Source organism: Yoonia sp. GPGPB17, assembly GCF_037892195.1.
GTDB lineage: Bacteria > Pseudomonadota > Alphaproteobacteria > Rhodobacterales > Rhodobacteraceae > Yoonia.
On record NZ_JATACI010000002.1, the window covers coordinates 824,632 to 849,455 of the forward strand.

23 protein-coding genes and 2 pseudogenes are annotated in these 24,824 nt (G+C 54.3%); 9 read left to right on the plus strand and 16 right to left on the minus strand.

Annotated features, from left to right (window positions below; translation table 11 throughout):
- Positions 1-278: 278 nt before the first annotated feature.
- The 9 genes and pseudogenes from QTO30_RS04505 to QTO30_RS04550 all read right to left on the minus strand — a co-directional run bounded on the left by QTO30_RS04505 (position 279) and on the right by QTO30_RS04550 (position 9,460).
- Positions 279-926 carry a DUF1826 domain-containing protein gene (locus QTO30_RS04505; RefSeq protein WP_340422777.1) on the minus strand — a complete coding sequence of 216 codons (648 nt, stop codon included), beginning with the start codon at positions 924-926 and terminating at the stop codon, positions 279-281.
- A complete protein-coding gene (locus QTO30_RS04510) occupies positions 923-2,134 on the minus strand; it encodes a GTP-binding protein (protein WP_340422779.1) in 1,212 nt (403 codons plus the stop codon). Before QTO30_RS04510 ends, QTO30_RS04505 begins: the two co-directional genes overlap by 4 nt.
- A 69-nt stretch (positions 2,135-2,203) precedes the next feature.
- Positions 2,204-2,422 (minus strand): hypothetical protein, encoded by a 219-nt coding sequence (locus QTO30_RS04515; RefSeq protein ID WP_340422781.1) that lies wholly within the window; start codon positions 2,420-2,422, stop codon positions 2,204-2,206.
- A gap of 60 nt (positions 2,423-2,482) precedes the next feature.
- Positions 2,483-3,694 carry a CobW family GTP-binding protein gene (locus tag QTO30_RS04520; protein ID WP_340422782.1) on the minus strand — a complete coding sequence of 404 codons (1,212 nt, stop codon included), beginning with the start codon at positions 3,692-3,694 and terminating at the stop codon, positions 2,483-2,485.
- A gap of 394 nt (positions 3,695-4,088) precedes the next feature.
- Positions 4,089-4,913 (minus strand): metallophosphoesterase, encoded by an 825-nt coding sequence (locus tag QTO30_RS04525; RefSeq protein ID WP_340422784.1) that lies wholly within the window; start codon positions 4,911-4,913, stop codon positions 4,089-4,091.
- Between the two features lie 76 nt (positions 4,914-4,989).
- Positions 4,990-6,253, minus strand: a pseudogene (locus QTO30_RS04535) (extracellular solute-binding protein).
- Between the two features lie 146 nt (positions 6,254-6,399).
- Entirely contained in the window at positions 6,400-7,290 is an 891-nt protein-coding gene (locus tag QTO30_RS04540; RefSeq protein ID WP_340425868.1) for a carbohydrate ABC transporter permease, read from the minus strand.
- 62 nt (positions 7,291-7,352) lie between these two features.
- A complete protein-coding gene (locus tag QTO30_RS04545) occupies positions 7,353-8,291 on the minus strand; it encodes a carbohydrate ABC transporter permease (protein ID WP_340422788.1) in 939 nt (312 codons plus the stop codon).
- The gene (locus QTO30_RS04550) at positions 8,288-9,460 is read right to left on the minus strand and encodes an ABC transporter ATP-binding protein (RefSeq protein ID WP_340422789.1); all 1,173 of its coding nucleotides are present in this window, start codon (positions 9,458-9,460) and stop codon (positions 8,288-8,290) included. The genes QTO30_RS04545 and QTO30_RS04550 overlap by 4 nt, the downstream gene beginning before the upstream one ends.
- 95 nt (positions 9,461-9,555) lie before the next feature.
- On the opposite strand from QTO30_RS04550, the gene QTO30_RS04555 reads away from it, so the two are divergent.
- Entirely contained in the window at positions 9,556-10,428 is an 873-nt protein-coding gene (locus QTO30_RS04555; protein ID WP_340422791.1) for a LysR family transcriptional regulator, read from the plus strand.
- An 8-nt stretch (positions 10,429-10,436) separates the two neighbouring features.
- Here the strand turns inward: QTO30_RS04555 and QTO30_RS04560 are convergent.
- Together QTO30_RS04560 and QTO30_RS04565 are read right to left on the minus strand one after the other, a co-directional pair.
- Positions 10,437-10,733 (minus strand): annotated as a pseudogene (locus tag QTO30_RS04560) (helix-turn-helix domain-containing protein); the annotation flags it as partial.
- A gap of 130 nt (positions 10,734-10,863) precedes the next feature.
- Entirely contained in the window at positions 10,864-11,742 is an 879-nt protein-coding gene (locus QTO30_RS04565) for a hypothetical protein (RefSeq protein WP_340422794.1), read from the minus strand.
- A 225-nt stretch (positions 11,743-11,967) separates the two neighbouring features.
- On the opposite strand from QTO30_RS04565, the gene QTO30_RS04570 reads away from it, so the two are divergent.
- On the plus strand, positions 11,968-12,864 hold the full coding sequence (locus QTO30_RS04570) for a D-alanine--D-alanine ligase (protein ID WP_340422796.1): 897 nt from the start codon (positions 11,968-11,970) through the stop codon (positions 12,862-12,864).
- Positions 12,865-12,885: 21 nt separating this feature from the next.
- Positions 12,886-14,481: a hypothetical protein gene (locus tag QTO30_RS04575; RefSeq protein ID WP_340422797.1), complete on the plus strand. Its 1,596-nt coding sequence runs from the start codon at positions 12,886-12,888 to the stop codon at positions 14,479-14,481.
- Positions 14,482-14,677: 196 nt separating this feature from the next.
- Here QTO30_RS04575 and QTO30_RS04580 read toward each other — a convergent pair whose 3' ends face one another.
- Both QTO30_RS04580 and QTO30_RS04585 read right to left on the minus strand, forming a co-directional pair.
- Entirely contained in the window at positions 14,678-15,160 is a 483-nt protein-coding gene (locus tag QTO30_RS04580; protein ID WP_340422799.1) for a hypothetical protein, read from the minus strand.
- Positions 15,157-15,819 (minus strand): class I SAM-dependent methyltransferase, encoded by a 663-nt coding sequence (locus tag QTO30_RS04585; protein WP_340422801.1) that lies wholly within the window; start codon positions 15,817-15,819, stop codon positions 15,157-15,159. The genes QTO30_RS04580 and QTO30_RS04585 overlap by 4 nt, the downstream gene beginning before the upstream one ends.
- Before the next feature lie 253 nt (positions 15,820-16,072).
- Here QTO30_RS04585 and QTO30_RS04590 point away from each other — a divergent pair, with 253 nt between their 5' ends.
- The 5 genes from QTO30_RS04590 (at position 16,073) to QTO30_RS04610 (ending at position 20,206) form a co-directional block, all read left to right on the plus strand.
- Positions 16,073-16,996, plus strand: coding sequence for a hypothetical protein (locus tag QTO30_RS04590; RefSeq protein WP_340422803.1), 924 nt, complete (start codon positions 16,073-16,075; stop codon positions 16,994-16,996).
- The gene (locus QTO30_RS04595; RefSeq protein WP_340422805.1) at positions 16,989-17,996 is read left to right on the plus strand and encodes a glycosyltransferase family 2 protein; all 1,008 of its coding nucleotides are present in this window, start codon (positions 16,989-16,991) and stop codon (positions 17,994-17,996) included. The genes QTO30_RS04590 and QTO30_RS04595 overlap by 8 nt, the downstream gene beginning before the upstream one ends.
- A gap of 521 nt (positions 17,997-18,517) precedes the next feature.
- Complete coding sequence (locus QTO30_RS04600) at positions 18,518-18,958, plus strand: hypothetical protein (protein ID WP_340422807.1); 441 nt, start codon at positions 18,518-18,520, stop codon at positions 18,956-18,958.
- 40 nt (positions 18,959-18,998) lie between these two features.
- On the plus strand, positions 18,999-19,445 hold the full coding sequence (gene aroQ, locus QTO30_RS04605) for a type II 3-dehydroquinate dehydratase (protein ID WP_340422809.1): 447 nt from the start codon (positions 18,999-19,001) through the stop codon (positions 19,443-19,445).
- Positions 19,442-20,206, plus strand: a complete 765-nt coding sequence (locus QTO30_RS04610) for a LuxR family transcriptional regulator (protein WP_340422810.1) — start codon at positions 19,442-19,444, stop codon at positions 20,204-20,206. Before aroQ ends, QTO30_RS04610 begins: the two co-directional genes overlap by 4 nt.
- A 455-nt stretch (positions 20,207-20,661) precedes the next feature.
- Here the strand turns inward: QTO30_RS04610 and tsf are convergent, their stop codons facing one another.
- The 3 genes from tsf to QTO30_RS04625 all read right to left on the minus strand — a co-directional run bounded on the left by tsf (position 20,662) and on the right by QTO30_RS04625 (position 24,014).
- Positions 20,662-21,534 carry a translation elongation factor Ts gene (gene tsf, locus QTO30_RS04615; protein WP_340422811.1) on the minus strand — a complete coding sequence of 291 codons (873 nt, stop codon included), beginning with the start codon at positions 21,532-21,534 and terminating at the stop codon, positions 20,662-20,664.
- A 72-nt stretch (positions 21,535-21,606) separates the two neighbouring features.
- A complete protein-coding gene (gene rpsB, locus QTO30_RS04620) occupies positions 21,607-22,395 on the minus strand; it encodes a 30S ribosomal protein S2 (RefSeq protein ID WP_340422813.1) in 789 nt (262 codons plus the stop codon).
- Positions 22,396-22,616: 221 nt separating this feature from the next.
- A complete protein-coding gene (locus tag QTO30_RS04625) occupies positions 22,617-24,014 on the minus strand; it encodes a HupE/UreJ family protein (protein ID WP_340422814.1) in 1,398 nt (465 codons plus the stop codon).
- Here QTO30_RS04625 and QTO30_RS04630 point away from each other — a divergent pair.
- The gene (locus tag QTO30_RS04630) at positions 24,013-24,813 is read left to right on the plus strand and encodes a DUF4198 domain-containing protein (RefSeq protein ID WP_340422816.1); all 801 of its coding nucleotides are present in this window, start codon (positions 24,013-24,015) and stop codon (positions 24,811-24,813) included. The genes QTO30_RS04625 and QTO30_RS04630 overlap by 2 nt on opposite strands.
- The last annotated feature ends 11 nt before the right edge of the window (positions 24,814-24,824 follow it).

Here is a 24,824-nt window from a genome sequence, read left to right on the forward strand (position 1 = left end):
GCCGCGCGGAAAAGGCGCGATGCCACGCCATCGGCTTTTCCGGAGTGCTATCTACACCGTTTTCTTTGCGCTCAACTATGACAATTCCTTCGCGCCGGTGGAATGCATCCGCTTGGGTGTTGGCCATATGGCGCTAAAGCTGTAGCAAACCGCGCCGCTTTTTTGACTCGATCTATCACGGTTTTGCACATTGGCCCCAATACTGGACATTCGCAGTTCAACACATGAAGAAAAGACCTTCTGGATACTGGCCCGAGTGAGCAAAGAGATTGGTGTCGCTAAGTCTGGCTGTGTCGATCTGCTTCGATATCTGTAATGGGGTCCAGAACAAGGACGAGGCGTGTCTCTCCTGTTCCTTCGATTGGCGGTGATCTGTGCAACAGACCAATTCTGGCAGCACTTGGCCAAGCCGTGCCGCGCAAGATCATGGGAGAACCGGTCGGCACTTCGTGGATATCTGCCGGGCTATCCCCCATCGCACCATTGCCGTACTGCGTTGCGTGGCCACGATACGTACAAATCAGACGGGCGGTGATACCGTCGATATGAAACTTGCGACAGGCGTTGGTTTCGATGACATCAAGGCGCAATCTAAGATAGCGGCTTTTCATGATGCTGGAGAACATGTCCGCAAGAGCCGCTATATCATCAATCAGTAACGTGCGCTCTGCGCAATCAGGCAGTCCGCAGGCATCCGAAAGGTCGGTCATTGCGTCGCGCACCATTTCTGAGCGCAACATGATCCGTGCCCGCGGGAAATCGGCTGGGTCGCGCTCATCAATCCATTTCTGAAAACCTGGCAAGGGCTTGCGTTTCCAGATCGCGGCAGAGCACAGCGGATCCTTGATCGACGCCAGACCTTTTGGTGTCGTTGTCAGGCTGACACCGACGCTTTGTTCCCGAACCAGACTTTGATGCAGCGTCATGCTGCCGCCTCGGCGCGTCGCCAGATGGGGAATGGGTCAGGAAAATCGGGAAGGGCGCCCGGGCCGGGTGCCAAATGTTCTGGCACAAGGCAGGAATCGAGCGATGCCTTCAAAGCTGTCCAATCAATCCCGGCACCAATGAAAACCAATTCTTGACGGCGGTCTCCCCACGGCTCTTGCCAGTTCTCGGCCATATATGCGCGTGCACTTTCATGGGTCGGCCAACGCTCTTGGGGAACGGAAGCCCACCATGTTCCCAGCGGTTGAATTGAGGATAGGGTTCCAGCAAGCGAAAACTCCGCCACCCAACCGGGGCGTGTCGCGATCCAGAAATGACCCTTTGCCCGGATCACTCCTGGTAATTCGCTTTTGAGAACGCTCAGGATTTTCTCGGGCTCAAATGGCTGGCGGGCGCGATAGACAAAGCTCGCGACGCCGTATTCTTCGGTTTCGGGTACGTGGTCAGCAAAGCCATAAAGCTCTTTGGCCCACATCGGATGCTCATGGGCCTTTTCGAAATCGAAAAGCCCGGTGTCAAGGATCGCATCGCTTGGGACATTCGAATGATCGGTTTCTATGATCTTGGCATCGGCATTCAAAGACCGAATGATCTGCCGCGCCACATTGACCTTATCGCGCCCCGCATCTGTCACCTTGTTGAGGACCACGAGGTCGGCAAACTCAATCTGTTCGACGAGGAGATTGACCAGCGTGCGTTCATCTTCTTCACCCAGCGTCTCGCCGCGGTCGCTCAGGAAGTCCTGACTGGAGTAATCCGCTGTGAGGTTCACCGCATCGACAACCGTGACCATCGTATCAAGGCGTGACACATCCGATAGGCTTTCGCCGTGCTCATCACGGAAATCGAAGGTCGCGGCGACGGGCAAAGGCTCGGAGATACCGGTGGACTCAATCAGCAGATAATCAAAGCGTCCTTCTCCAGCAAGGCGGCGTACCTCTTCAAGAAGGTCATCGCGTAGCGTGCAACAAATACAACCGTTGGACATTTCAACAAGAGTTTCATCAGTGCGACTTAGTTCTGTGTCAGCACGCACAAGGTCCGCATCAATATTCACTTCGGACATGTCGTTGACGATCACGGCAACGCGACGGCCCTCGCGATTGTTCAGAATGCGGTTCAAAAGGGTGGTTTTTCCTGCCCCAAGGAAGCCGGAAAGAACGGTGACGGGAAGGCGTTGGTCTGGCATGGAAAACTCCTGCTTGAATCGGATGTTATATTATTACATATACTTGGGCGAGACTTGCAACCCAAAGAGTTACATTTCTTCGCCACCAACCCGCGCCAGTGATATTCCGCCCCAACCGGACCCGGACATAGGACGATCCGTCCAACGGCAATTGGATGTTTGAGCGGGGCCAGATCGGGCAGAGCTTTCGCGATTGGCAACAAGAAACCCGGCTGCTGTGTCAGGCCTTTCCCGACGTTTTCGGCCTGACAGACCCGAAAGTCTATGGATCGTCGGGGCAATGCGCATCAGGTGCGCCCAGTGGCCATATTTGAACAGGCCGTAAAAGAACTGGTCTAAGGGTAAGATCTATTGCGCACGCAAGGTCGCGACGGTTTTTGGCCAAGGGTCAGCAAAGTCTTCGCCAGCTTTCCAGGCCGCGATCTCATCATCGGTGCAAAAGCAGTCTTGCAAAGCTTCGACAAATTTATCGAGCTCCAATTCATCACCAATCACCGTAAGCTGGCAGCGCCGGTCGCCGAAGTCTGCATGCGCTTCGGTCAGTTTGGCGCGCATTGCCTCCTTTTCCCAGTCAGAGAGGTTTAAACTATCATCCTCAAGCGTGCTGACTTTCCAGTAGTTCACGATTTCAAGCCCGACGCTGCCGCCGGTCTGGTTCCAAAGCAGCATCAGGTCGTCTCGCGTTGGCAACCAGAAGAAGCCCTTGCTCCGATAGATGCCAATCCCAAGAGCCTTGGTATAAATGTCATACAGCCGCTGCGGATGAAACGGGCGGGGGTCGCGCAGTACACGGCTACCAATCTGATATGTTTCGGGCTGCGCCATGGGGGCTGCGTTGTTGTCCGCCTCCCATTTGGTCAACTCTTTTCCAAAAGCCTTCACCCGTTCATAGTCGTAAAGTGGCATGGACAGCACTTTCTCAAGGCTCAGATTCCCCCATTGCATCGCCAAAATGTCCGCATGCGGGTTCAGCGGGTGCACCGCCTCAGCCACCTGTCTGAGCACATCGCCAGAAACCTTGTCAGATTTGCTGAGTAACAAGCGGTTTGCGAACATCACCTGCTCGGCCAGCAAATTTGCAACGCCGCGCCGCTTCGCTGCCAGGTTTTCGCTGGCCACCGGATGAATGGCCCGTCCAAGATCATGATCTTGCTGGAGAACCACGGTATCGACAACCGATAAGAACCCGTGCAACCGGAGCTGAGGTAGGCTGCGAATGGCCTCCAGCAGGGGCCAAGGGTGGGTGCTCCCAGAGGTTTCAATTAGCAGATGTGTCACCTCTTCATCGGCAAGAACTCTTTCGACCGCTTGACGAAATTGGTAGAGCCCCTCATCGCTGCTGATACTTTTTCCGGGAATAGACGCAAAATGCGGGCTCTTGCGCGAAATAACCTCGCTGGTGTCGAGCACGGAGCCATCCACATCCAACGTGCTCATTTCGTTGACGATGACACCCAACGTCACATTCTTCAGGTCCCGTGACTGGACCAGAAGGCTCTGCATCAACGTTGTTTTGCCTGCACCAAGGAAGCCGTTCAAAATTGTGGTCGCTATGGGCATTTGATTTGTCCTAACTCTCATTTCGCTTTGTTACATAGTAACAATCGCCTTCGCCTGAAACGAAAAACCCGCCAGATTGCGGGGTTTGTCACAGGAACATCACAGCCGACACATCCGGTGCGTCGTTCGGCCAGCGCCCAGTCTTATCAAAATCCGCGTTATGGTCGAACGGTCTTGTAGCGCCGATAGCAGGCTTTCGTGAGACTGGCAGGCCTTGTTCCGGCCCCTGAACCCCTTGATAAGAGGACACTCATCAATGAATACGCAAAGGCTCCGCTCAGCAGGCCTTGATCGCAAAGTTATCAAGGGGAAAAATAAGAACCGATGCAATACAGGACCAACCATGGGGCAGGGGGCTGGTTCGCAGGATGCTTCATGCCGTGTTGGCGTTCAGCTACCTTACCATCGTCAGTCGATCCCATTGCGCGTAGTCGGGAGATCCTTCGCTCCGGATGTCCCCTGCATAGCCATATTCGACCATATGGACCATGACGCCATGCTTAAACAGTTGAGCCACTGCATAGGATTCAGGCAGGTCGCTTGATGAAAACACCTTAGTTGCAGCAAAGTCGGGCCAACCGGCGTGGTTCGTGCCGCGCGGTGCGGAGAATGGAATTCCGCAAAATGAACCGGACAGCGGCAAATGACAGTGTCCATGAAAGAGATGTTGGATCTTGCCTGCGTGCGGTTTCAAGGTTCTCGCCAGGAGATCTGCGTCGCGCTGCATGATCCTGTCCATGGGTTCGATCCCCATGGGAACCGGATTATGATGCATGAACAGGTAAACCGGGCCTTCGGCACACGATAGCTGCTTGTCCAGCCAGCGCGCACGCACATCGCAAAAGTGACCAGCGTGGGTTTCGGGGCCCCATGTATCGATGGTGATCCCAACGCCTTGCGAGAGCGGAAAGATCCCCTGGACATGGCCGTTTTCATCTGCCAGCTCTGGAAAAACTGACAATAGAACAGACCGGTCGTCGTGATTGCCGATGCACAGATGAACCGGCATCGGCACCGTTTTCAGACGCGCTTTGAGGCGGACATAGTCGTCCCTTTCGCCCCAGTCGGACAAATCGCCCGTAATGACAACAGCTTCTGCGTCGCTGTGATGGGACAGCGCATGGTTCAAGGCGCGTTCAAAGTTCGCATTTGGGTCGCGATCGGCAATCGTTTGGCCCGGCGTTGTAAGGTGAATATCGGTGAACTGGAGGAGCTTCATAGCGGACCAATCAAAAGAAAGTTTTAAAAACACCCTCCCGGACCATTTGGCCGGGAGGGTTTGGGACAGGGTTCGATTAGTTGGGCATCAGGTCCTGAACTTCTTCAGTCAGCTCTTGCTGAAGCTCAGCCATGTCCTCAAAGTCACCGGTGACGATGCCTTCCATGCCGTCGTAAATCACCTGCGTAATTGCCAGACCATTGTCGCCCGGATAGGCGATCCAATCGCGCAGCAATCCTGCCTGACGTACGGCGGTTTCTTTGTTGGGGTTGTTGACGTAGAAATCGGCCAACAGGTCATTTGCAGCCCTGTTGGGCGGCATGTAACCCGTCGTTTCAGCCACTGCCGCAGCGCCTTGACCCGACGTGATGAACTTGATGAAGGTCCAAGCGGCCTGCATCTCTTCCTCAGATCCAGTCGACGTCAGCATGGCCGCAAGGCCGCCAGCCTAGCAGCCCTTTGGGCGATCCGTCAATGCCGGGATACTCGTTCGTCATCAGCGTGAAGTCGCCTTTGGACCGCTCAATCGAGCCGACCGAAGAGGTTGACCAGTAGTACATCGCCACATCACCAGCCGCGAACGGTGTTCCAGCCTCACCAACCGATAGATTCTGCATGTTACAGCCATCGAACAAGTCGTTCATCGTCTCCAGCGCGACAAGGCCTTCGGGCATGTCGAGATTAAAATCATTTCCTTCCAGGATCGGCTGGTCCTGGCTCCACATGAGCGCTTGCAGAAACCAATTGCCGGTGATGTTCCACCCCCAAAAGAGCGGGTTTTCAACGCCAGCGTCGCGCAGTTGGCCGCACATGTCAGTGACCTCGGCCCATGTCTTGGGAAGCTGATCGCGCTCAGTGACCCCAATGCGCGCCATCAGGTCCATGTTGTAGTACCCAACCGGCAGCGACACGGCGAATGGCAGGCCGTGCACGTCTTCGCCAAACGTGCCCAGCGCCAGCATCGCTTCGTGGTAGCCGTCGCGTGTGAAGTCGGCCTCTTGGGTGATAAACGGCTCCATTGAGCCAGCAATCCCGCGGTCCACAAGGATTTGCTGACGGTTGAGGCCTTGCAGCGTCACATCGGGCAGTTCGCCTGCAACAGCCTCACGCAGAATGGTGTTGGTGCCATCCTCGTAATGCTCGTAGGTCGCGCGGAAAGAAACCGAGATGTCTGGATGCGCGGCTTCAAAAAGCGGCATGATGCGTTCGAAGGTCACGTCGAAAAGTGCGGAGTAGGGATAGCCGACCTCGATTTCGACGGTGTCTTGGGCAAAAGCGGCTGGCGTCGTTATCGTGGCACAGGCCAGCGCAATGGATGTTGTGGTAAGCAAGCGTTTCATGGGATAGTCCTCTTAGTTGCTGTGGGACGCGTTTCGGTTTGCAAAGTTGAACGCGTCCCTTCTTGATCCCTTCAAAGAAGGGAAACTCGGTAACTGCGCCGCCTGTGGATTTGTGCTTCAGGCGGCGCACGTCTTTGATGCAGCATTTACTTCATCCCACTGAGCGTAATGCCCTCGATGAAACGGCGCTGAGCGAGAAGAAACGCCACAATCAGTGGTGTGACGATGACGGTGGCGGTTGCCATCATAGGGCCAAAGTCATTGCCATCAACGCCATAAGCGCGGAACTCACGCAGGCCCAGTGGCGGCGTAAACAGATCGCGGTCTCCGGTAATGACGATGCGTGGCCAGAAGTAGTCATTCCAGTGCGCGACCACGGAAAAGATGCCAAATGCCAGAAGTGCCGGAATGGCAGTCGGCAACATGACCTTCCAGACAATAGAAAACTCGCTCATGCCGTCCATGCGGGCCGCATCAATAAGATCATCGGGCACGGTCATGAAGAATTGGCGCATCAAGAAGATACCGAACACCGAAATCGTCCACGGGATGACCAGCGCCGCATAAGAGTTGGTGAGCCCGACTTCAGCGAGCATGATGTAAAGCGGCAGCGCGATCGCATGGACCGGGATCAGGAGGCAAAACAGAACCATCGCAAAGATAACGTCGCGACCCCAGAAGCGAAGCTTTGCAAGCGCGTAGGCGCAAGGCAGCGCGATCACGACCTGGATCAGAAAGATCGACACGGTAACGATGATGCCGTTGAGCACGTAGCGCCAAAGCGGTGCTTCGGTGAAAGCTGTCACGTAGTTATACTCGATGGCGGATCGCATGCAGTCGGCTTCGGGGTTGCCAGCTTTAACGCAAAACTGATCAAGGAACGGCGTTTGATCACCCAAGAAAACCAAAGACGTTGACATGATTTCTGCTGGCGACTTCAACGAATATGAGACCATCACATAAAATGGCATCAGCACGATCAGTGCCCCCAAAATAAGGACCACATGCTTGATTGTCTCAGCCGTTGAAAAGCGCATGCCATCTGATCCGACGCGCATTTGGCGGGCAGGGCGCGCGGGTGAGGATAGTGTGTCAGTCGTCATGTGTAATGTACCCGTCGTTCGACCAGATAGCGCTGGATCATCGTAAGAATGAGAACGAAGCCAAGGAACACGACGGTGATGGCTGCGCCGATCCCCATCAGGTTCTGCTGGATGGCCTTTTCGTAGATGGCGTAGAGCATCACATAGGTGGATTTGGATGGGCCACCTCGTGTCAGCGCTTCGACGGTGTCAAACACCTGGAAGGAGCGGATCATCGAAATGGTGACCACGAAAACGGTGGTGGGCCCCAACATCGGCCAAGTGACCAGCCGGAACCGTTCCCAGCCACTGGTCGCGCCGTCAATCTCGGCGGCGTGATACAATTCGCGGGGGATCCCCGTCAGCCCCGCCAGATAGAGCACCATCGTAAAGCCAAAGCCTTGCCAAATGCCAATAAACGAAAGGGTCCAGATCGCATAATCGCGGTCTCCCAGCCAAAGAGGGAAGCTTTCGGCGCAACCGTTTGCATACCAGTACCATCGTTCCAACCACGAGCCGCAACCCGCCTCAAGGATGATGTTCACCACCCCGACGGATGGATTCAGCGCAAACTCCCATGCGATCGCCATGGCAAGCAACGCGGCCATGACAGGCAGAAAGTAGATCGTCTTGTACAAGTCGCCGAAGCGCGACACTGAATTGATCAGCAATGCAGCACCGAGGCCAAGTCCGACCGACGCTGGTACTGTAAGCGCGACATACAGGAAACTGGCCTTGAACATCCGCTCGTAAGTGGACCGGGTGAAGATATCTTCGTAATTCTCGAAGCCGACAAAATTGGCGCTCCGGTTGCCAAGCGCGTAGTCGGTGAGGCTCAGCCCAAAAGCCACCAGGATGGGCAGGACCAAGATAACCAGCATCAGCAACAAAGCTGGCGCAACGAACCACCAGTGAACGTTGGTCCGTGCGCCCGTAGAGGCGGATCGCGTGCTCATGCTGCGACGGTCCCGCTAACGCTTGAGGTGGCCTTAACCCGCATGCCATCGCTGTCGAATAAGAGCGCTGCTTGGGCGTTGAAGCCAATCGTAACTGTGGCTCCCAACGTAAGACCCACGGCCTGTGCTGGTGTGGCGCGAACGATGACGCGATATGTCGCATCGTCAATGTTGACGTGCAAATAGACATCCGATCCCAGATTCTCGCGGTAGGCAACAGTGCCTGTCGTCAACGCATCATCGCCCCCGACAAGTTGCAGGTGTTCGGGCCGAATGCCGACCTGAACCGGGCCGGGCGCAACCGCTTTCAGATCGATCTTTTGCCCCAACAGCGCGACATATCCCGACGCGTCAATTTCTCCTGGTAAGACGTTGATCTTCGGTGACCCGATAAAGGAAGCGACTTTAAGACAATCCGGGTCCGCGTAAACCGCATCAGGGGTGCCAACTTGGAGCAAGTCACCATCCATCATCACCGCCACACGCGTTGACATTGTGAGGGCCTCCGCCTGGTCGTGTGTCACATAGACAAACGTTGTGCCAAGGCGGCGATGCAATTCCGTCAGTTCAGCGCGCATGTGAACACGCAGCGCCGCATCAAGGTTGGACAACGGCTCGTCCATAAGGAAAGCCACGGGGCGGCGGACCATGGCCCGACCAAGTGCCACCCGCTGACGTTGGCCGCCCGAAAGCTGACCCGGTTTGCGGTCCAGAAGCTGGGTTACTTGGAGGGTTTCGGCGACGGTCTGGACCTGACCCGCAAGCTCTGCACGTTTGGCGCGAGAGAGCAGGGGGCCAACCACAGGCAAGCGCTCGACGGCGTTCAAATCGCGCAGCTTCAGCGGTGTGAGCATATTCTCGGCCACACTCAAATGCGGGTATAGCGCGTAGTTTTGAAACACCATTGCCAAGTTGCGTTGTGATGGCCGTGTCTGGGTGACATCCTGCCCACCAATCACAACCTGTCCAGCAGTTGGTGCTTCCAGGCCTGCCAGAATGCGCAGCAAGGTAGATTTTCCGCAACCCGACGGCCCGACCAGGGTTAAAAACTCCCCGGGGGCGATTGCTAAATCGACGCTATTCAACACGCGTGTTGCATCAAAGCGCTTATCGATATGTTCGAGCCTGAGCTCCGCCATGGTCGCCCCCAGATTTGAGTCATGGGTCACGTTAGCCCTGGCCTTTGTCAGTTGTGTAACGTCATATAAGTGAAACTAATGGCTGGTAGAGATCACCATATCAGTGACCATTGTCGTGCAGGCCCATGAAAACCAGCCACAACCAGTTCTCCGCTTTTGCGCATGTTGTCCGGGAAGGGAGCTTTTCACGCGCCGCCGACAGACTTGGTGTGAGCCAGTCTGCGGTCACGCAGCATGTCGCAAAGCTTGAGCAGACCGTCGGCATGAAATTGCTTCAGCGCGGCTCGGACGGCCTGTCACTGACCCGTGCGGGACGCGAACTCTATGATCTTGCCGACCGGCAAGTCACATTGGACGGCCTGATAAAGGAGAAACTTGAGGGCTACGCAGCGCTGGAACGAGGGCATTTGGCGGTCATCGCCAACGCGCCGCGCCCGGCGTTGCCACTGATCGCCGCGTTCCAAAAAACCTATCCTAATATTGAGGTGGATTTTGCTTTGTATGATTGGACTCAGGCAATGGCTTTATTGCGCGGTCGGCAAGTCGATGTTGCGGTAGTAACCGAGCCTGACCGCATGGGTGACTGCGTAAGCCGTTCGGTAACAACGGCCCGTTATGTTGCCTATGTGCCCGACAATCATCGGTTTGCACAACAGCAATGCATCTCTTTGCGCGATCTCGCCGAGGAGACCGTACTCATCCCCGAAGAAGGCTCGTACACCGCCAGGTTCGTTGCGCGAAAGCTCAAAGATCACGCGATCACCTTTCCACGCCGCATGCGCACCACGACGTTCCCGGTCATGAAAGAGGCAATCCTTCATGGCGTCGGCGTCGGCATCTTTCTCGCCGACAGTGGGTTTCCAGACGACGGGTTGACCGGTGTGCCGATCTTGGAATTGCCCGAATTCTTTGAGACCAAGATCGTGGTTCCAAAGGATAAGTGGGGGTTGCGGGTCGTGGCGGGCTTTGCCGAATTGGCAGATCAACGGATGGCATAGAGGCCCTTCTGCTCTGGCGACCAACCTTCCTTGAGCTGTTTGATCACCGCTTTACGCAGACTGACGAGGCGCACCAGTTTGCGCCGCCGCGCGCGTCTTTGGGTCGCGGCGCGTTGAGCAACCATGCCGTAGTATCCGTTCAGCTCCGGCAGCTCATTGTCGTCGTAGTGATTGCGCTTGATCTCGCGATACACCGTCGAAACATGCCTACCGATCTCCGCTGCAATCTCACGTACAGCGATCTTGGCATTCAACATATCTTCTATCGCGCGGCTTTCATGCAGGTTAAGCTCTCTATGCGCCATCTTTCATTCTCCTTGCTTTCCAGCAAGATAGGGGAAATTTCGCAACCCAGTTTAGAATGTGCCCCGGAGTTCTACAGTATTCGCATAATCAATATTATGTAATATTAAGCTGCTTGATGTAACGCGTAGATTAATCGAATGTAACTTCGCGTCTTTTCGTTTTAGGCACCGGCGCCTTTGCTGGATCAATTCCGTACTTCGTGAGTTGATGACCAATATAGCTATATGGCGGACACAGCCCTTCCATACGCGCTGCCGAGAACTTTTTGATCGGCGCCCACATGTGGATCGTATGACTATTCTCGGTCAGGTACTGCTGTGTCAGTAGCGGACGCCTGAAAAGAACGCGGCGTTCATGGAATGGGACGGGATACAGCACGTCCAGCCCTTTGGCGTGTGTATACTCACCGGTCTCGCGCGCAAACGCACTGATCCCCAACGGACCCCAGACACCCCATGGCAGCTCGCCCACATGCATCGGATCACCCGCTGCGGCGCGCGCCTTCATTTCTGCCTGAAACTTGCCAAGAAGCCAACTGGGCTGTGGATATTCATCCGTCATAAAGTCGAGCATCTTACGAAGGATCAGCGATTCAGGCGGCAAGCGTAGGATGGCGCCATTGATACGCCATGCTTTAGGATTGCGGTATTTCTCGTAGCCAAAAATAAATGGATCGGCAAAATCGAGTGGTTTGATGCAGAACACATCCGTATCAATGTAAACGATATCGGGGATAGCTTTGATCATATGAAAACGGAACAGATCGGAAAACAGTGCCACGCTTTGCGACCGGTTATGGGTCACGAAGTTGTTGGTCTCCAAAATCGCGCGCCCATCCTGTATTTTGACACCATCGGGTACGTTTTTGACATCACCATAGGTAAACAGCAGCACTTCGTGGCCGTGCGCGACAAAAGATTTCAGACAAAGCTGCTCAAGCCATGTTAGTGACCCGCCGATCCAAAGTGCACCGATTGTTGGAAGCTTTGACATGGTGGTATTAATCATTCTCTGTCTTTTCTCGTTTTGCTGCTATAGAAAGCTGGCCCGCCGTACAACTGCAAACCAAATGCGTCGTCGTCAACTGTTTCGCTTGCACGATGCGTTCAGGCGGTTCCCGCGTTGTAAATCGATTGGCGTTACCGCTTTTCTTCGCTCACACCGCAATGTATGCCGGTGGCATAGTGTGGCCCCTGGAGCCACATTTGACGCGTAGTATTGAAAGATAGGTCTATGAAAGTAGCTGTTTTATCTGGTGGAATGTCCTTAGAACGCGATATCTCGCTGGCTGCAGGCAAATCGTGTACTGAAGCGCTGCAATCATTGGGCTACGATGCGTATGAAGTGGATGCCGCAACTGATCTCACTTATGTGTTGGCAGAGCAAAAACCTGATGCGGTTTTTAATGCCCTTCATGGCCGATGGGGTGAAGATGGCTGCCTTCAAGGCCTGCTTGAATGGCTGCGTATTCCATATACGCACTCTGGTGTATTGGCTTCTGCACTAGCGATGGACAAGCAAAGATGTAAATTGGCTTATGCGGCCGCAGGTGTCCCCTCCCCCGCCAGTATAATGGTAAACCGCAAAGACATCATGGCCGAGCATGTCATACCTCGACCGTACATTGTGAAGCCACATAACGAAGGATCAAGCTTGGGCGGGTACTATCTTGTAGATGTGGGTGACATGCCCGCCGATATCTCCGAAACTGATCGGGGCAATTTTATGGTCGAAGAATTCATACCCGGCCATGAATTGACCGCTACAGTCCTTGGTGATCGTGTTTTGGGTGTCTCCGAATTCGACATTGGTAAGTGGTATGATTTCAACTCAAAGTATGCACTAAGTGCGTCCAATCGTATTCTACCGGCGAGACTTCCCAAGGACATCTACGACAGGTGCTGCGAGTTAGCCCAACTTGCCCATGATGTGATCGGTTGTCGCGGCATAAGCCGAACAGATTTCCGCTGGGATGAGAGCAAGGGTGAAGATGGGATTTTCGCGCTTGAAACAAATACCCAACCAGGTTTGCGCCCGAACTCAAACGCAGGTGAACAAGCTGCATACGCGGGCATCAGCTTTCCCGAGTTGTGTGACATCCTGATCAAAGATGCCTCACTTGACCGTTGATTTCATAGGCACGGTTTACTCATGACGCCAATTGCGGTCGCTCTTTGCAAAGAAAACGAAATGTCGTTCGAAGATGTGTTTCGGTACCAGTACACGATCTCCTCATCAGAATTGGACTTGGCGGGCTTTACCACTCATACACTCGGCCCTGTAGTTTTGCAGACTGGCGAAGCGCTCGGTTGCTTAGAATTGCATGACGCGCGAGGCCGTCTTTTCGGCTTAATTTTCGGCGTTTCTGCCCCCCATGATGGACAACCTGTCGACACTTTCCTCAGAGACCGTTTTGACAGCCAGGCTAACGATGCCGCATCGGTCTTTGAAAGCCGTTTGACCCATCTTTCGGGACGCTTTGGCGTTATTGTCACCCTGGGGGATGACCACCGTTTTTACACTGATGCTTCGGGGATGATTGGTGCAAATTATTGCGCTGAATCCAAGATCGCCGCTACTTCAGTCAATTTATGTATTCCTCGGCCTGCTGACGCTGACGGTCTTGCGGCTGCAAAGCCGGGTGTCTTTGCGTTAGATTATACATCGGACCATGCGGTCAGCAGATTGAATCCAAATCATTATCTCGACCTTGATACCTTTGAAACCAAACGGTTCTGGCCCCGCGAGGATGACATTTTCCACTTGGATCCGCCTCAATACGCCGCTGCTTTGGACGAGATTATTCTGGCCACACGTCAGATCATCAATCGTATGGCTGCCGAGAATAGCGTCGCCGTACCCTTGTCTGGTGGGTTTGACAGCCGTTCGATCGTTGCTCTAGCCGACGACGTGACCTTACATGGTATTAGTCAAATCCATACCCATGTGACAACTAAGATCAATATCACCGATGCTGCCGTAGCAAATCAAATATGCGGCATGAAATCGATTGGGCTAGAGGTACATAATACGCTGCGCACCCGTCGATTTCCCGGTATTGATAGCCCCAAATACATAGAAAGCCGATGCAAAATAGCCAATGGCGGTATGGGCCAGCCTCATAACTTTCTTCTTAATGGGACCTACACAAGGGTAAAGCGGGATTCAGTCGTTTTACGTGGACAGCAGATCCCAATTCTGCGCGGGCTGTTTGTCAACAACGCGGACAGTGCCCACTGGACGGCCGATACAATTGCAGCTCATTTCATGAATCTGCTCCAGTTGAATGATCTGGAAGATGAGGCACTTCGGGCCGACTTTAAAATGCGGGTATCTGCAATCTACGATGAGTTACCTACAAACGCGCGACAGCGCGCTTTGGATCTGCTTTTGGTTGAGGCGGTAAATGGTCCCGACCTGACAAGCTGGATGTGTGCGGTTTCGCAAAGCTTTTATACCTCACCATACAACAGCCGACGGATGATCCAGCTTTTTTCCTCATTTGATACCAAGTTTCGTAGGGCGGGCCATGCAATGAACCTTCTGCTATTGCGGGCCGACCCCTCACTGATGGGCGTCGCGTTTTTAGGCGCCGCAAAGAAAGTATCGTCTGCTGAAAATGATCAATTGATCGAGGCGCGCCGCAAGTGGTTAGAGGGGATACGCAGCACCTATCGGTGGGTATTTGGTCACGACGCCGAAGCAGTTCGGATGATAAGGTTTCGGACGGACGGAATTGTACGCTGAGCGCCCCTATCGTTTATGCACAACAACCACCTGATCGCGCCGCTGCTTTTGATATCTAACTTGAAACACAAAGCACCCGGACATGTCCGGCCTTAGACCGTTAAATTCCTCTGCAACATCCGCATCGACATGAGCGAATTCGCGGGTTTGCTGGAATGACTGGAACAGGGCGGCCGTCTTGGTGATCCCTGCCCGCTCATAAAGCCGGCGGCTGCCAGCGCAGGTCTTCGATAATGTATAGCCCGCCAGGTCGCAGTTTTGGGAATAGGGTGAGGAAAGCGTTCTGTTGATGGTGCGACGCATGCGATGCGTCATCGATGATAATGTCCATCTCAGGCAGGTCGGCCGTTGCTTCTGCGATTGCATCGCGTGTGTCCATGTCACAGCGTACGAAGGAAAACCGCTCGTGTTCAAACCACGAAAAATCCGAGATATCGAGGCCGGTGATCTGTGCCTTCGCGAAATACTCCAGCCACATACGGATGGATGGCAAATCGGTGGTTTTGCGATCGGCATCAATGCCATGTTCAGGTCCACCGATCAGCAGACCCATTTCCATGAAGTTGATCTTACGGTTCACAAATGGCTGGAACAACATGTGGTAAAGCTCTGTATACCGGTGTTTTTTTGAGCCTTTGTCTGACCCGTATTTGTCAGCAAGATCGGTGAGATTGGTCAATTTTTGGCCCCTTGTGCCTGTGTGTTTTCCAAGTTGCTCCATGTGGCAGCGTAGTCGCCCTGCTGTACCTTGGTCACTTGTGGGATGTCGTTTGCCGTCGACAGCTTTCGGACAACATAGTACAGATACCAACGCCCCGTCAGCCGCTTGGATCGGAAACGGGCACCACGTTTGCCGGTGTCAGCCACATGTATTGTCGGCTGCGACGGATCAATCGAAACGGCGGCACAGGTTTCCACCGCGCAACGTCGTGTGTCTTGCCAATACCGCCAGACTAGCTCGGGGCTAAATTGGTAGAACCCATGCCCTGCCCAACCTGTCATACCATTGATCGAGATGAATATTCCGTCGTCCTTAAGCATATGAAACACATTGTCCAATGCCTGTGGCGTGTGGAAGACATGCTCGATTGTGCCGCCGTCGATGATCACATCAAAGCGGCCGCGCAGATCGTCCGGCAGTGGATCATTGAGATCGTGAGTGATGTCGCTACCTTCATAGGCGGACGCATCCATCGACTTGACCGGCGGGTAACCAATGCGTGCAAAGAACGTCTCGGCATAGCCGTCCTCTTGCATGTAATGGCTGTATTTCGGGTGAAGGTCCGCCGCACGCAACGCCCGCCGGAAATAGGCCCGATGACCGCGTCTCACGTTCAACGATTGCCGCCCCAGCATCACGGCCGAAGATTTGTCACAAACCAGATGTCTTGTTTGGATCAGTTGAATCCCGAATGCACTATCTATCGCCACAGGTTGGATCCCGATTTGTGATTTGCCAGCTTCTAACACGCTCCGCACAGCGGCCCAAGACCTGATATCTCGACCAACGCACTTGAATGATCAGGCCAATCAAGCCATCACAGAGGCCACGAATACAAAGAACTGACGTCCGAAGGGAATGGCGGCCCAAATGGAAGATGATGACACCGAACTGGAAACGCCCAGCGAAGACGTCGTGCCGACAATGCCCGAACCGCTTTGGTTTCCCGAACTCTCCCCCGTGAGCATGGGCGAAGGATTTCTCGAAAAGACCATGCGGCACTCGCTCATGTTTGTCCGGCGCCCGCGCCCGGTATTGTTTGTGTCCTTTGACAATCTTTCAAACCTCAAAGACCGCGATCCCGCGCGTGTGCCCTGGGCATTTAAGTTTGCACGTGATTTGTCTGTATCGCACCTCGGTGTCATGGCCTATGGCAAGATGTGGTACCGGGATGCTGATCTGATCGCACGTATGCAGAGGCTGCGCGATGACGGCTTTTTTGACTCCTTTGAGCGCGTAGTTTTTGCGGGATCCTCCATGGGTGCTTTTGCAGCGCTTGTTTTTGCGTCGCTGGTGCCTGGTGCGCATGTGCTGGCCTTTAACCCCCAGTCAACACTTGATCCTGCGCTGGTGCCTTGGGAAGATCGCTATTGGATAGGACGGCGACAGGACTGGACCCTGCCGCTGAGTGACGCGCGAGACGCCTTGGAACAGGCTGGCCCTGTGAGCGTATTTTATGATCCCTACTTTGCGCCTGATCGGCTTCACTATGAACGGTTGGAAGGCCCGAATGTAACCGGTTATAAATGCTGGTTTTCCAATCATAAATCTGCCGTCTTTCTTCGAAAGATTGAAGCACTGAAACCGGTTATGACGGAAGGGATTTTGGGCGAACTTACACCCCAGATGTTCTATCAACACTATCGCAGGCGCCGTGAACTGCGTTGGTATGTTGGTGGCCTTGCTGAATACTACACCCAACGCGGGCGGGATGAGATGGCCAACAGGGCCATGCGAAATTTCCGCCAGCTCAAACGGGCCCGCGCGGTCGCTGAAGAGGCATACGATGGCTGATCAAAAGTATACGATCGTCACAACAATGAAAAACGAAGGTCCGTTTATTCTTGAATGGATCGCATATCATCGTGCAATCGGTTTCAACGGTTTTACAGTCTACACAAATGACTGTGATGATGGCACCGATGAAATCATTATGCGTCTAGAAGAGCTCGGCGTTGCCACACATGTCGTCAACACGCTCAGACGGCCGGGTATCAGCCCGCAACGTAACGCACTGCGTAATACGCAATGGCATGACAAAACCCAAGAAGCCGATTGGTTGATGTGTGCGGATGTCGACGAGTTCTTGGTCATCAGGACAGGCAATGGCCACTTGTCTGATTTGATGGAGGCCGTCGGTGATGTGGATGCGATATCTTTCTGCTGGAAGCTTTTCGGAAACGGGCAACAACAGGAATTCAAGCCAGGGTTTGTGACTGAACAGTTTCTCTGGGCAGCACCAGAGAATAAGTTTCCCAATCAGCGTTCATCTGGTTTGAAAACAATCATGTGTAACAACGAAAAATTCACACGCATCAAGATCCACCGTCCGCTGATCGCCGAGGATCCAAAAGATTTGAAATGGGTCGATGCCGGTGGGCAAAATATGCCACCGCGATACCTGCGCGGGGGCTGGTCTGCGCATCATAAATTCTCACACAAGTTTGCGCGCTTGCATCACTACGCTGTACGTTCGATTGATAGCTTCCTTGTCAAACGCGATCGCGGGCGCACCAACCATACCGAGGACGATCAGGGCATTGATTACTGGCAGGCCATGAACGCCAACTACGAATATGACGACTCGATCCTTTCGCATTTGCTTACCGCAAAGGCAGAGTTCGGCCGTCTGATCGCTGATCCTGTATTGGCGGGTCTATATGCGAAAGCCTGCGAATGGCATATCGCCAAGATACAGGAATTGAAAGAGCGTGAAGGCTGGCCAGAATTTCGGGCACAGATCGCGAGCATAGATAACGGCGCGGCATGGCTTGAGAAGCAGAAAAATGGCTGAACCATATACCGTTCTGCATGGGGGTTTTCACAAGACCGGTTCGACTTTTTTGCAAAAGTTACTGCAGCGCAACAATGGGAAACTACAAAAAGGTGGGGTGCTCTATCTGCCGCATCGTAAACTGCGAAAGCAGTTTACGGAACCCTGCCAAAGAAACGCCATTTGGCGATTGGGTCTGCCGCGTCCGACACCTATTGATGACGACACTTTGAAAAGGATGAAGACAGAATACTTTGCACCTATTCATGAAATGCCACCTGATCGTCTGATCCTGTCCGATGAAAACTTTGCTGGCCATTGCGGCAACTGCGTCAAATTCGGTCGGCTTTATGAATTCAGGCAAGAGTTCATCTCTGCCTTCGCCCGAGAGCTCCCCTTTCCAGTGAAAGAAATTTACTTTGCCGTACGAAATTACGCAGACTTCTTTGCTGCAGCCTATGTCGAGTACTGCCGATCTTTAAAGCCCGCCGGGCCACCACTCGTATCTTCGCGAAATATGTGCTCGGCGTGTTTTCAATCACATGCCGGGCTGGAACGGTGTGATCAACGTGGTGACCAAGCACTTTCCGGACGCGCATATCTACGTCTGGCGTTTTGAAGATTTTGTCGCCCATAGCGATATGGCACCTGCCCTCTTGCAACAACTGGTTGGCAACACCATTGATGTTCAAAAATTCGACTCTCCAAGGGATGACAGCCAAAGACCGTCAGCCTCGGCTCGCGCGATGGAGCAGCTTGAGCTGTTGGCGCTGACCGAAGGCCTGCCCAGCCTTGTCGAACAGCGCATCGACATTCAGAACCGCTACCCCCGTAGTGCTGAGAACGGACGTTTTGATCCCTGGGATGCCTGGGAGCGCGCGCATCTGAACCGGCTTTACGCTGATGATATCGCGCGCTTGCAAACCAACAAACATGTTACGCTATTGGACCCTGCAACACTCCGCATCGCATCCGCCTCATAATCCATTTTGACCAGCTGGTTAAAGCTGTTAGAGACAGGCCATGACTTGCTCGATACTCATTTTGAACGGCCCCAACCTGAATTTGCTGGGGACACGCCAGCCCGAAGTCTATGGGCCAACAACCCTTGCGGATATTGAGGCCCTTTGTCAGACCAAGGCGGCGGCACTGGGGGTTGATGTCACGTTCGCCCAAAGCAACCACGAGGGTGAGCTGATTGATATGTTGCATGCCGCACGCGGTACGCACGCAGGCATCATCCTGAACGCAGGTGCCTATACGCATACGTCTGTCGCGCTGATGGATGCTATATCCAGCATCATGGTGCCAGTCGTCGAACTGCATTTGTCGAACATCCACGCCCGGGAAGTATTCCGGCAGACATCCTACATCGCCCCTGTTGCTGTCGGTCAGATCTGCGGTTTTGGTGCTGCGGGCTATCCCCTCGCGATTGATGCGATCCTGTCTTACATCGGAGAGGCGAAATGACCGCGCTGGTGTCCCATCTTGAGAGACTGACTAATGCCAGTACCGTTGAGGAACTGTGGAATGTCCATACCCGCCAGATGGAGACCTATGGGTTTGATCGTCTGATGTATGGCTTTACCCGCTACCGCACGTCAACAGGCCTTGGTGATCCGCAAGATTGGGTACTTTTGTCCACGCAAAGCCCTGAATATATGAAGGTTTTCTTTGATGAGGGGTATTATTATCATGCCCCTATGCTGCGGTGGGCGCTGGCAAATAACGGGGCCTGTAGCTGGCGTTGGATGATGGACATGAACCGCGTTGACAACCTGACCGCCAGCGAACGGCGTGTGATGGAATTCAACAAGTCGATGGATGTGACCGCAGGATACACCGTAAGTTTTCGATCAATCTCGGAACGCACAAAAGGGGCGATTGCACTGACGGCACAGGCAGGGCTCACGCAAGATGCGGTCGAGCAGACCTGGGCTAAGCACGGTGAGGAGATCATCGTGTTAAACAACGTCATGCACCTGAAACTACTGACCCTGCCCTATTCGGGCGAGCGTAGCCTGACCAAGCGCCAACGCGAGGTGCTGCAATGGGTTGGCGATGGGAAAACCACGCAGGATATCGCCCTACTCCTGGATTTGACCGCGGCCACAGTCGAAAAACACCTCAGGCTGGCCCGTGAGGCATTGGATGTCGAGACCACAGCACAGGCTGTATTGAAAGCGGCGTTCTATAACCAGATGTTTGTAATGGATCAGGACGCGATCTAAGCAATCATATTGCGTGAGACGTCAGGTAATATTTACTGAAATTTTTCCAAATGGTCAGGTTTCCCATACTTTCATGACGTTGGGTAAAATGCCACTTTGTCCATGTTCCGTGAGTGGTGGCCTTATGGCCTGGGAACGTGGGGTTAGTATTCCTTGTAATTTCAAGGCTCTGTGACCTTGTCCGGGCAACCGGAAGTTGGCGTGGCAGGTTTGCTTGTCACGTCAGCACAAACGATACGTGTCGGATCCTCGTCCCGAAATTGGACCGGCATGCCCATCGTAGCGGCATCAACCATCTTCCCGGTTCGGTGTCGTTCCTTTTCTCCCCTGAAAGGGAAAACGGCCCGCGCGTGTGTATAATATGCGGGCCGTTTTTCGTTCTTGGTTGTTTTGCCGTCCAAATGAAAACGGCCTGTCGCGTGTGCAACAGGCCGCCATCATTGGTTGGAAGGGGCTTAGCCGTTTAGCTTGGCCACTTCTGCGGCAAAGTCTTCTTCAACTTTTTCGATGCCTTCGCCCACGGCCAAACGTGTGTAGCCTGTGATTTCAACGCCAGCTTCTTCAGCAGCTTTGGCCACTGTCAGATCTGGGTTCACGACGAACTGCTGGTTCAGCAATGTGACTTCGGCCATGTATTTCTTCATGCGGCCAACGATCATCTTTTCGATCACGGCTTCTGGCTTGCCGCTTTCACGGGCGATATCCATCTGAACCTGCTTTTCCTTCTCGACCACGGCTGGGTCGAGGTCCGCTTCGGACAAGGATGCAGGGTTTGCGGCAGCGATGTGCATTGCAACCTGACGGCCAAAGGCTTCGTTGTCGCCGGTCATAGCAACCAGAACACCGATGTTGCCCATACCGGGGGCTGCTGCGTTGTGCACGTAGTTCACAACGGATGCCCCTTCCAGCGCTGCCATGCGACGCACGGACATGTTCTCACCAATCACCGCAACAGCGTCAGTCACTGTCTGCTCAACGGACTTGCCGTTCATGTCAGCGGCTTTCAAACCGTCGATGTCAGATGTGCCCAAGGCAACGTCAGCGATACCCGCAACCATCTTCTGGAAGTCAGCGTTCTTCGCAACAAAGTCGGTTTCAGAGTTGACTTCAACCGCGACACCTTTGCCGTCTTTGACAGCAACGGCCACGAGGCCCTCTGCCGCTGTACGACCGGACTTCTTTGCAGCCTTTGCTAGACCCTTGGTGCGCAGCCAGTCAACAGCGGCTTCCATGTCGCCGTCGTTTTCTGTCAGCGCCTTCTTGGCGTCCATCATGCCTGCGCCTGTGCTATCGCGCAGCTCTTTCACCATTGCAGCGGTGATTGCCATGTTACTTCTCCTTTGGAGGTATTTTGGGTTTCAGGCGGGGCGTAGCGCCCCTGCCCTACAGTTTTGTGACGCTTATTCAGCTGGTGCAGCTTCAGCTTCGGCGGCGGCGGCTTCTGCTACAACTTCTTCTGCCAGTTCTTCCATCTCGCCCATGTCGATGCCTGCGGCGCCCATCTGAGCGGTCATACCGTCAAGGGCTGCGCGGGCGGCCAGGTCGGTGTACAGCGCGATGGCGCGTGCGGCGTCGTCGTTGCCAGGGATGACATAGTCAACGCCAGCAGGTGAGCAGTTGGTGTCAACAATCGCCACAACCGGAATGCCCAGTTTGTTGGCTTCTGCGATAGCCAGGTCTTCTTTATTGCAATCGATGACGAACAGCAGGTCAGGCACACCGCCCATTTCGCGGATGCCGCCCAAAGACGCCTGCAGTTTGCCCTGCTCACGCTCCATGCCAAGACGTTCTTTCTTGGTCAGGCCAGCAAATCCGTTAGCGGACGCTTCATCAATTGCTTTCAGGCGGTTGATCGACTGCGAAACTGTTTGCCAGTTTGTCAGTGTGCCGCCCAACCAGCGGTGGTTCATGTAGAACTGCGCGGATTTCTCGGCCGCGTCCATGATCGGCTTGGCTGCCTGGCGCTTGGTGCCGACAAACAGCACGCGGCCGCCTTTGGCCACGGTGTCACGGATGACCTGCAGGGCCTGGTCCAGCATCGGAACCGTCTGTGTCAGGTCCATGATGTGGATGCCGTTGCGGGAGCCGTAAATGTATTGATCCATCTTTGGGTTCCAGCGCGCTGTCTGGTGGCCAAAGTGTACGCCTGCTTCAAGCAGCTGACGCATGGTGAACTCGGGTAGAGCCATGTCGTTTTCCTTTTCCGGTTTCAAGCCTCAGCGGGGGATCAGCGTTTTGCCAACCGGTGGATGTCTTGGGATTTCTCCCCAACACACCCGCCCCCACCTGCGGGATTTAGTACGCGCCTCTTAGCGGGGGTTTGCGCATCGCGCAAGCCTTTGGGGCGCCGCACCCCCGTTTTTTTGCTCGGATAAAAACCGGCGCGGCCAATCAGCCGCAAACCAGTGTTTTAAAGGAATGCGCGTTCGATGAACCAATACACACCAATGGCTGCAATAAAGACCGACGCTGGCACAGCAACGATATCGCGATAGGCATCATCGTTATAGCGTAGCTGGATCGACGCGATGCAAAGAAGCGCCATTGCGGGCATCGTGACTGCAAGTAAAAGACCTGGATTTTCCAACACACCGAGCGGTGCGGCGAGCAGGCCCGAAACCCCATCGGCATTCATCACCAACAGGCCAAGCCCAACAAGGAACAAGACGCCATACATCGCCATGCCGCGTGCAACTTCGTTTTCACCACGGTCAATCCGCAAAGCCTGCCAGACAAACAGGAACATCACCGCGATCACAGCCAATTGGCCGACTTCCACCCCGACGTTAAAGCCAATCAAGGCTGCAACAAATGTCTCATCCGGCAATCCGAATTCGGCCAGCACAGAGGCAAAACCCAGTCCGTGAAGCAGGCCAAAAATGAAGATCACAAAAGGGCGCCACGGGCTGATCCGCCGCATAAAGATGTTCTCGATGGCGACGTAAGCGATAGACAGCGCGATTAGCGGCTCAACAATATCAATGAACGCGATACCAAAGCGCGCTTGCGTGAAATCATCGACGAATTGGGTATAACCAAGTGCGGCAAGCGCCAGCGTGATCGTGTGCGCGACCGTGAAAAGCGACACCTGCACAATCAGTGGCCGCAACCGTGCGGCCAGAAAAAACAAGCCAAGCACAAAGAGAATGTGATCGAGCCCTTTGGGTACAATGTGATCGAAACCCACCGGGATGTAGTCAATAAAGGTTTCCATCCCAGTGGCCTGCCCCCCACCAGCAAGTGGGAACGGATCAGACAGGGCACCGGCTTCAAGATAGCCGTCATAAGGTGCGGGCACGTCCATCTGGCGCAAAACCAGAACGCCAAACTCAGAGGCCCAGCCCATTTGCAGATTCTCCGCTCCATCGGGCAAAACGGCAGAGAACATGAAGAGTGAAGAGCGTACAACCTCAACATCGCCGACCGGATCGACACTCACCGATGTCAGTGCAGGCGCCAGCGACGTACCATCTGCGGTCAGCGTGATCCCCTGCGCCATCTGCGGCCAAAACGCCTCAAATTGCGCGGCCAGTGTCTCCGGCGGCAGTGCTCGCAATTCATCATAGGTGACAGCTTGGGCGCTTTCATTTGTATCTGCGGTCTCGGACAGGTTGATGCCCGCAACAAAGCTTTCAAGGTTTGCGCGCACCTCAAATGTCACATCGCCATCAACGACACGCATGTCCGCGATTGAAGGCAACACCTCATGGGCCTGTGCTGTTGACAGGGTCGTGACCCACAGCAGCATCGCGCTTGACAAGACCCGTAGAAAGGCCACCCTTGCACTAACAAAGAAGGAAGTTTTCATGCGCGTCATCGCCCTCGTTTTCAGCCTTATTGCGGCACCTGTTGCAGCCCATGAATTCTGGATTGAACCGACCGCATACCAAGTTGATGCGGACACTAACTTGGAGGCAAACATTGTCAATGGGGAGGAGTTTGCAGGGGCAAAACTTGCGTTTCTGCCACAGCGGTTTGTGAATTTCGTGTTGTTTGCAGGCACAGAGGCCGCCCGCGTTGAGGGGCGCCCCGGCGATCTGCCTGCCTTGCAACAGGAAGCGGTGACTGAAGGGCTGAACATCGCCGCCTATCAAGCGAAGCATTCTACAGTCACCTATGAGGATTGGGAGCGTTTTCAAAGGTTTGTTGATCATAAGGATTTTGGCGATGTGCGCAGCCAACACGAAGCGCGCGGCATCATCCTGAACGGCTTTTCCGAAGTGTATTCGCGCCATTCGAAGGCCCTGTTTGGCGTGGGCAACAGCGAGGGCGCTGATCGACGCGTCGGGCTGGAGACTGAGATTGTCGCCCTGACCAATCCTTACACAGATGATCTGACAGATGGTGTGCGCGTACAGGTGTATTACCGCAATGGTTTGCGCCCCGATACGCAAGTCGAGGTCTTCGAAAAGGCACCCGACAGCCGCGTTACGATCTCGCTTTACCGGACGGATGCGGACGGGATCGCCACGTTCCCGGTCAAAGCGGGTCACGCCTATATGGTTGATGCGGTGGTCCTGCGTGTGCCAAGTGAACGTCTTGCCGCGCGGTCAGGTGCCGCTTGGGAAACGCTCTGGGCCAATCTGACCTTTGCGGTGCCCGACTAAGACTTGCCCTT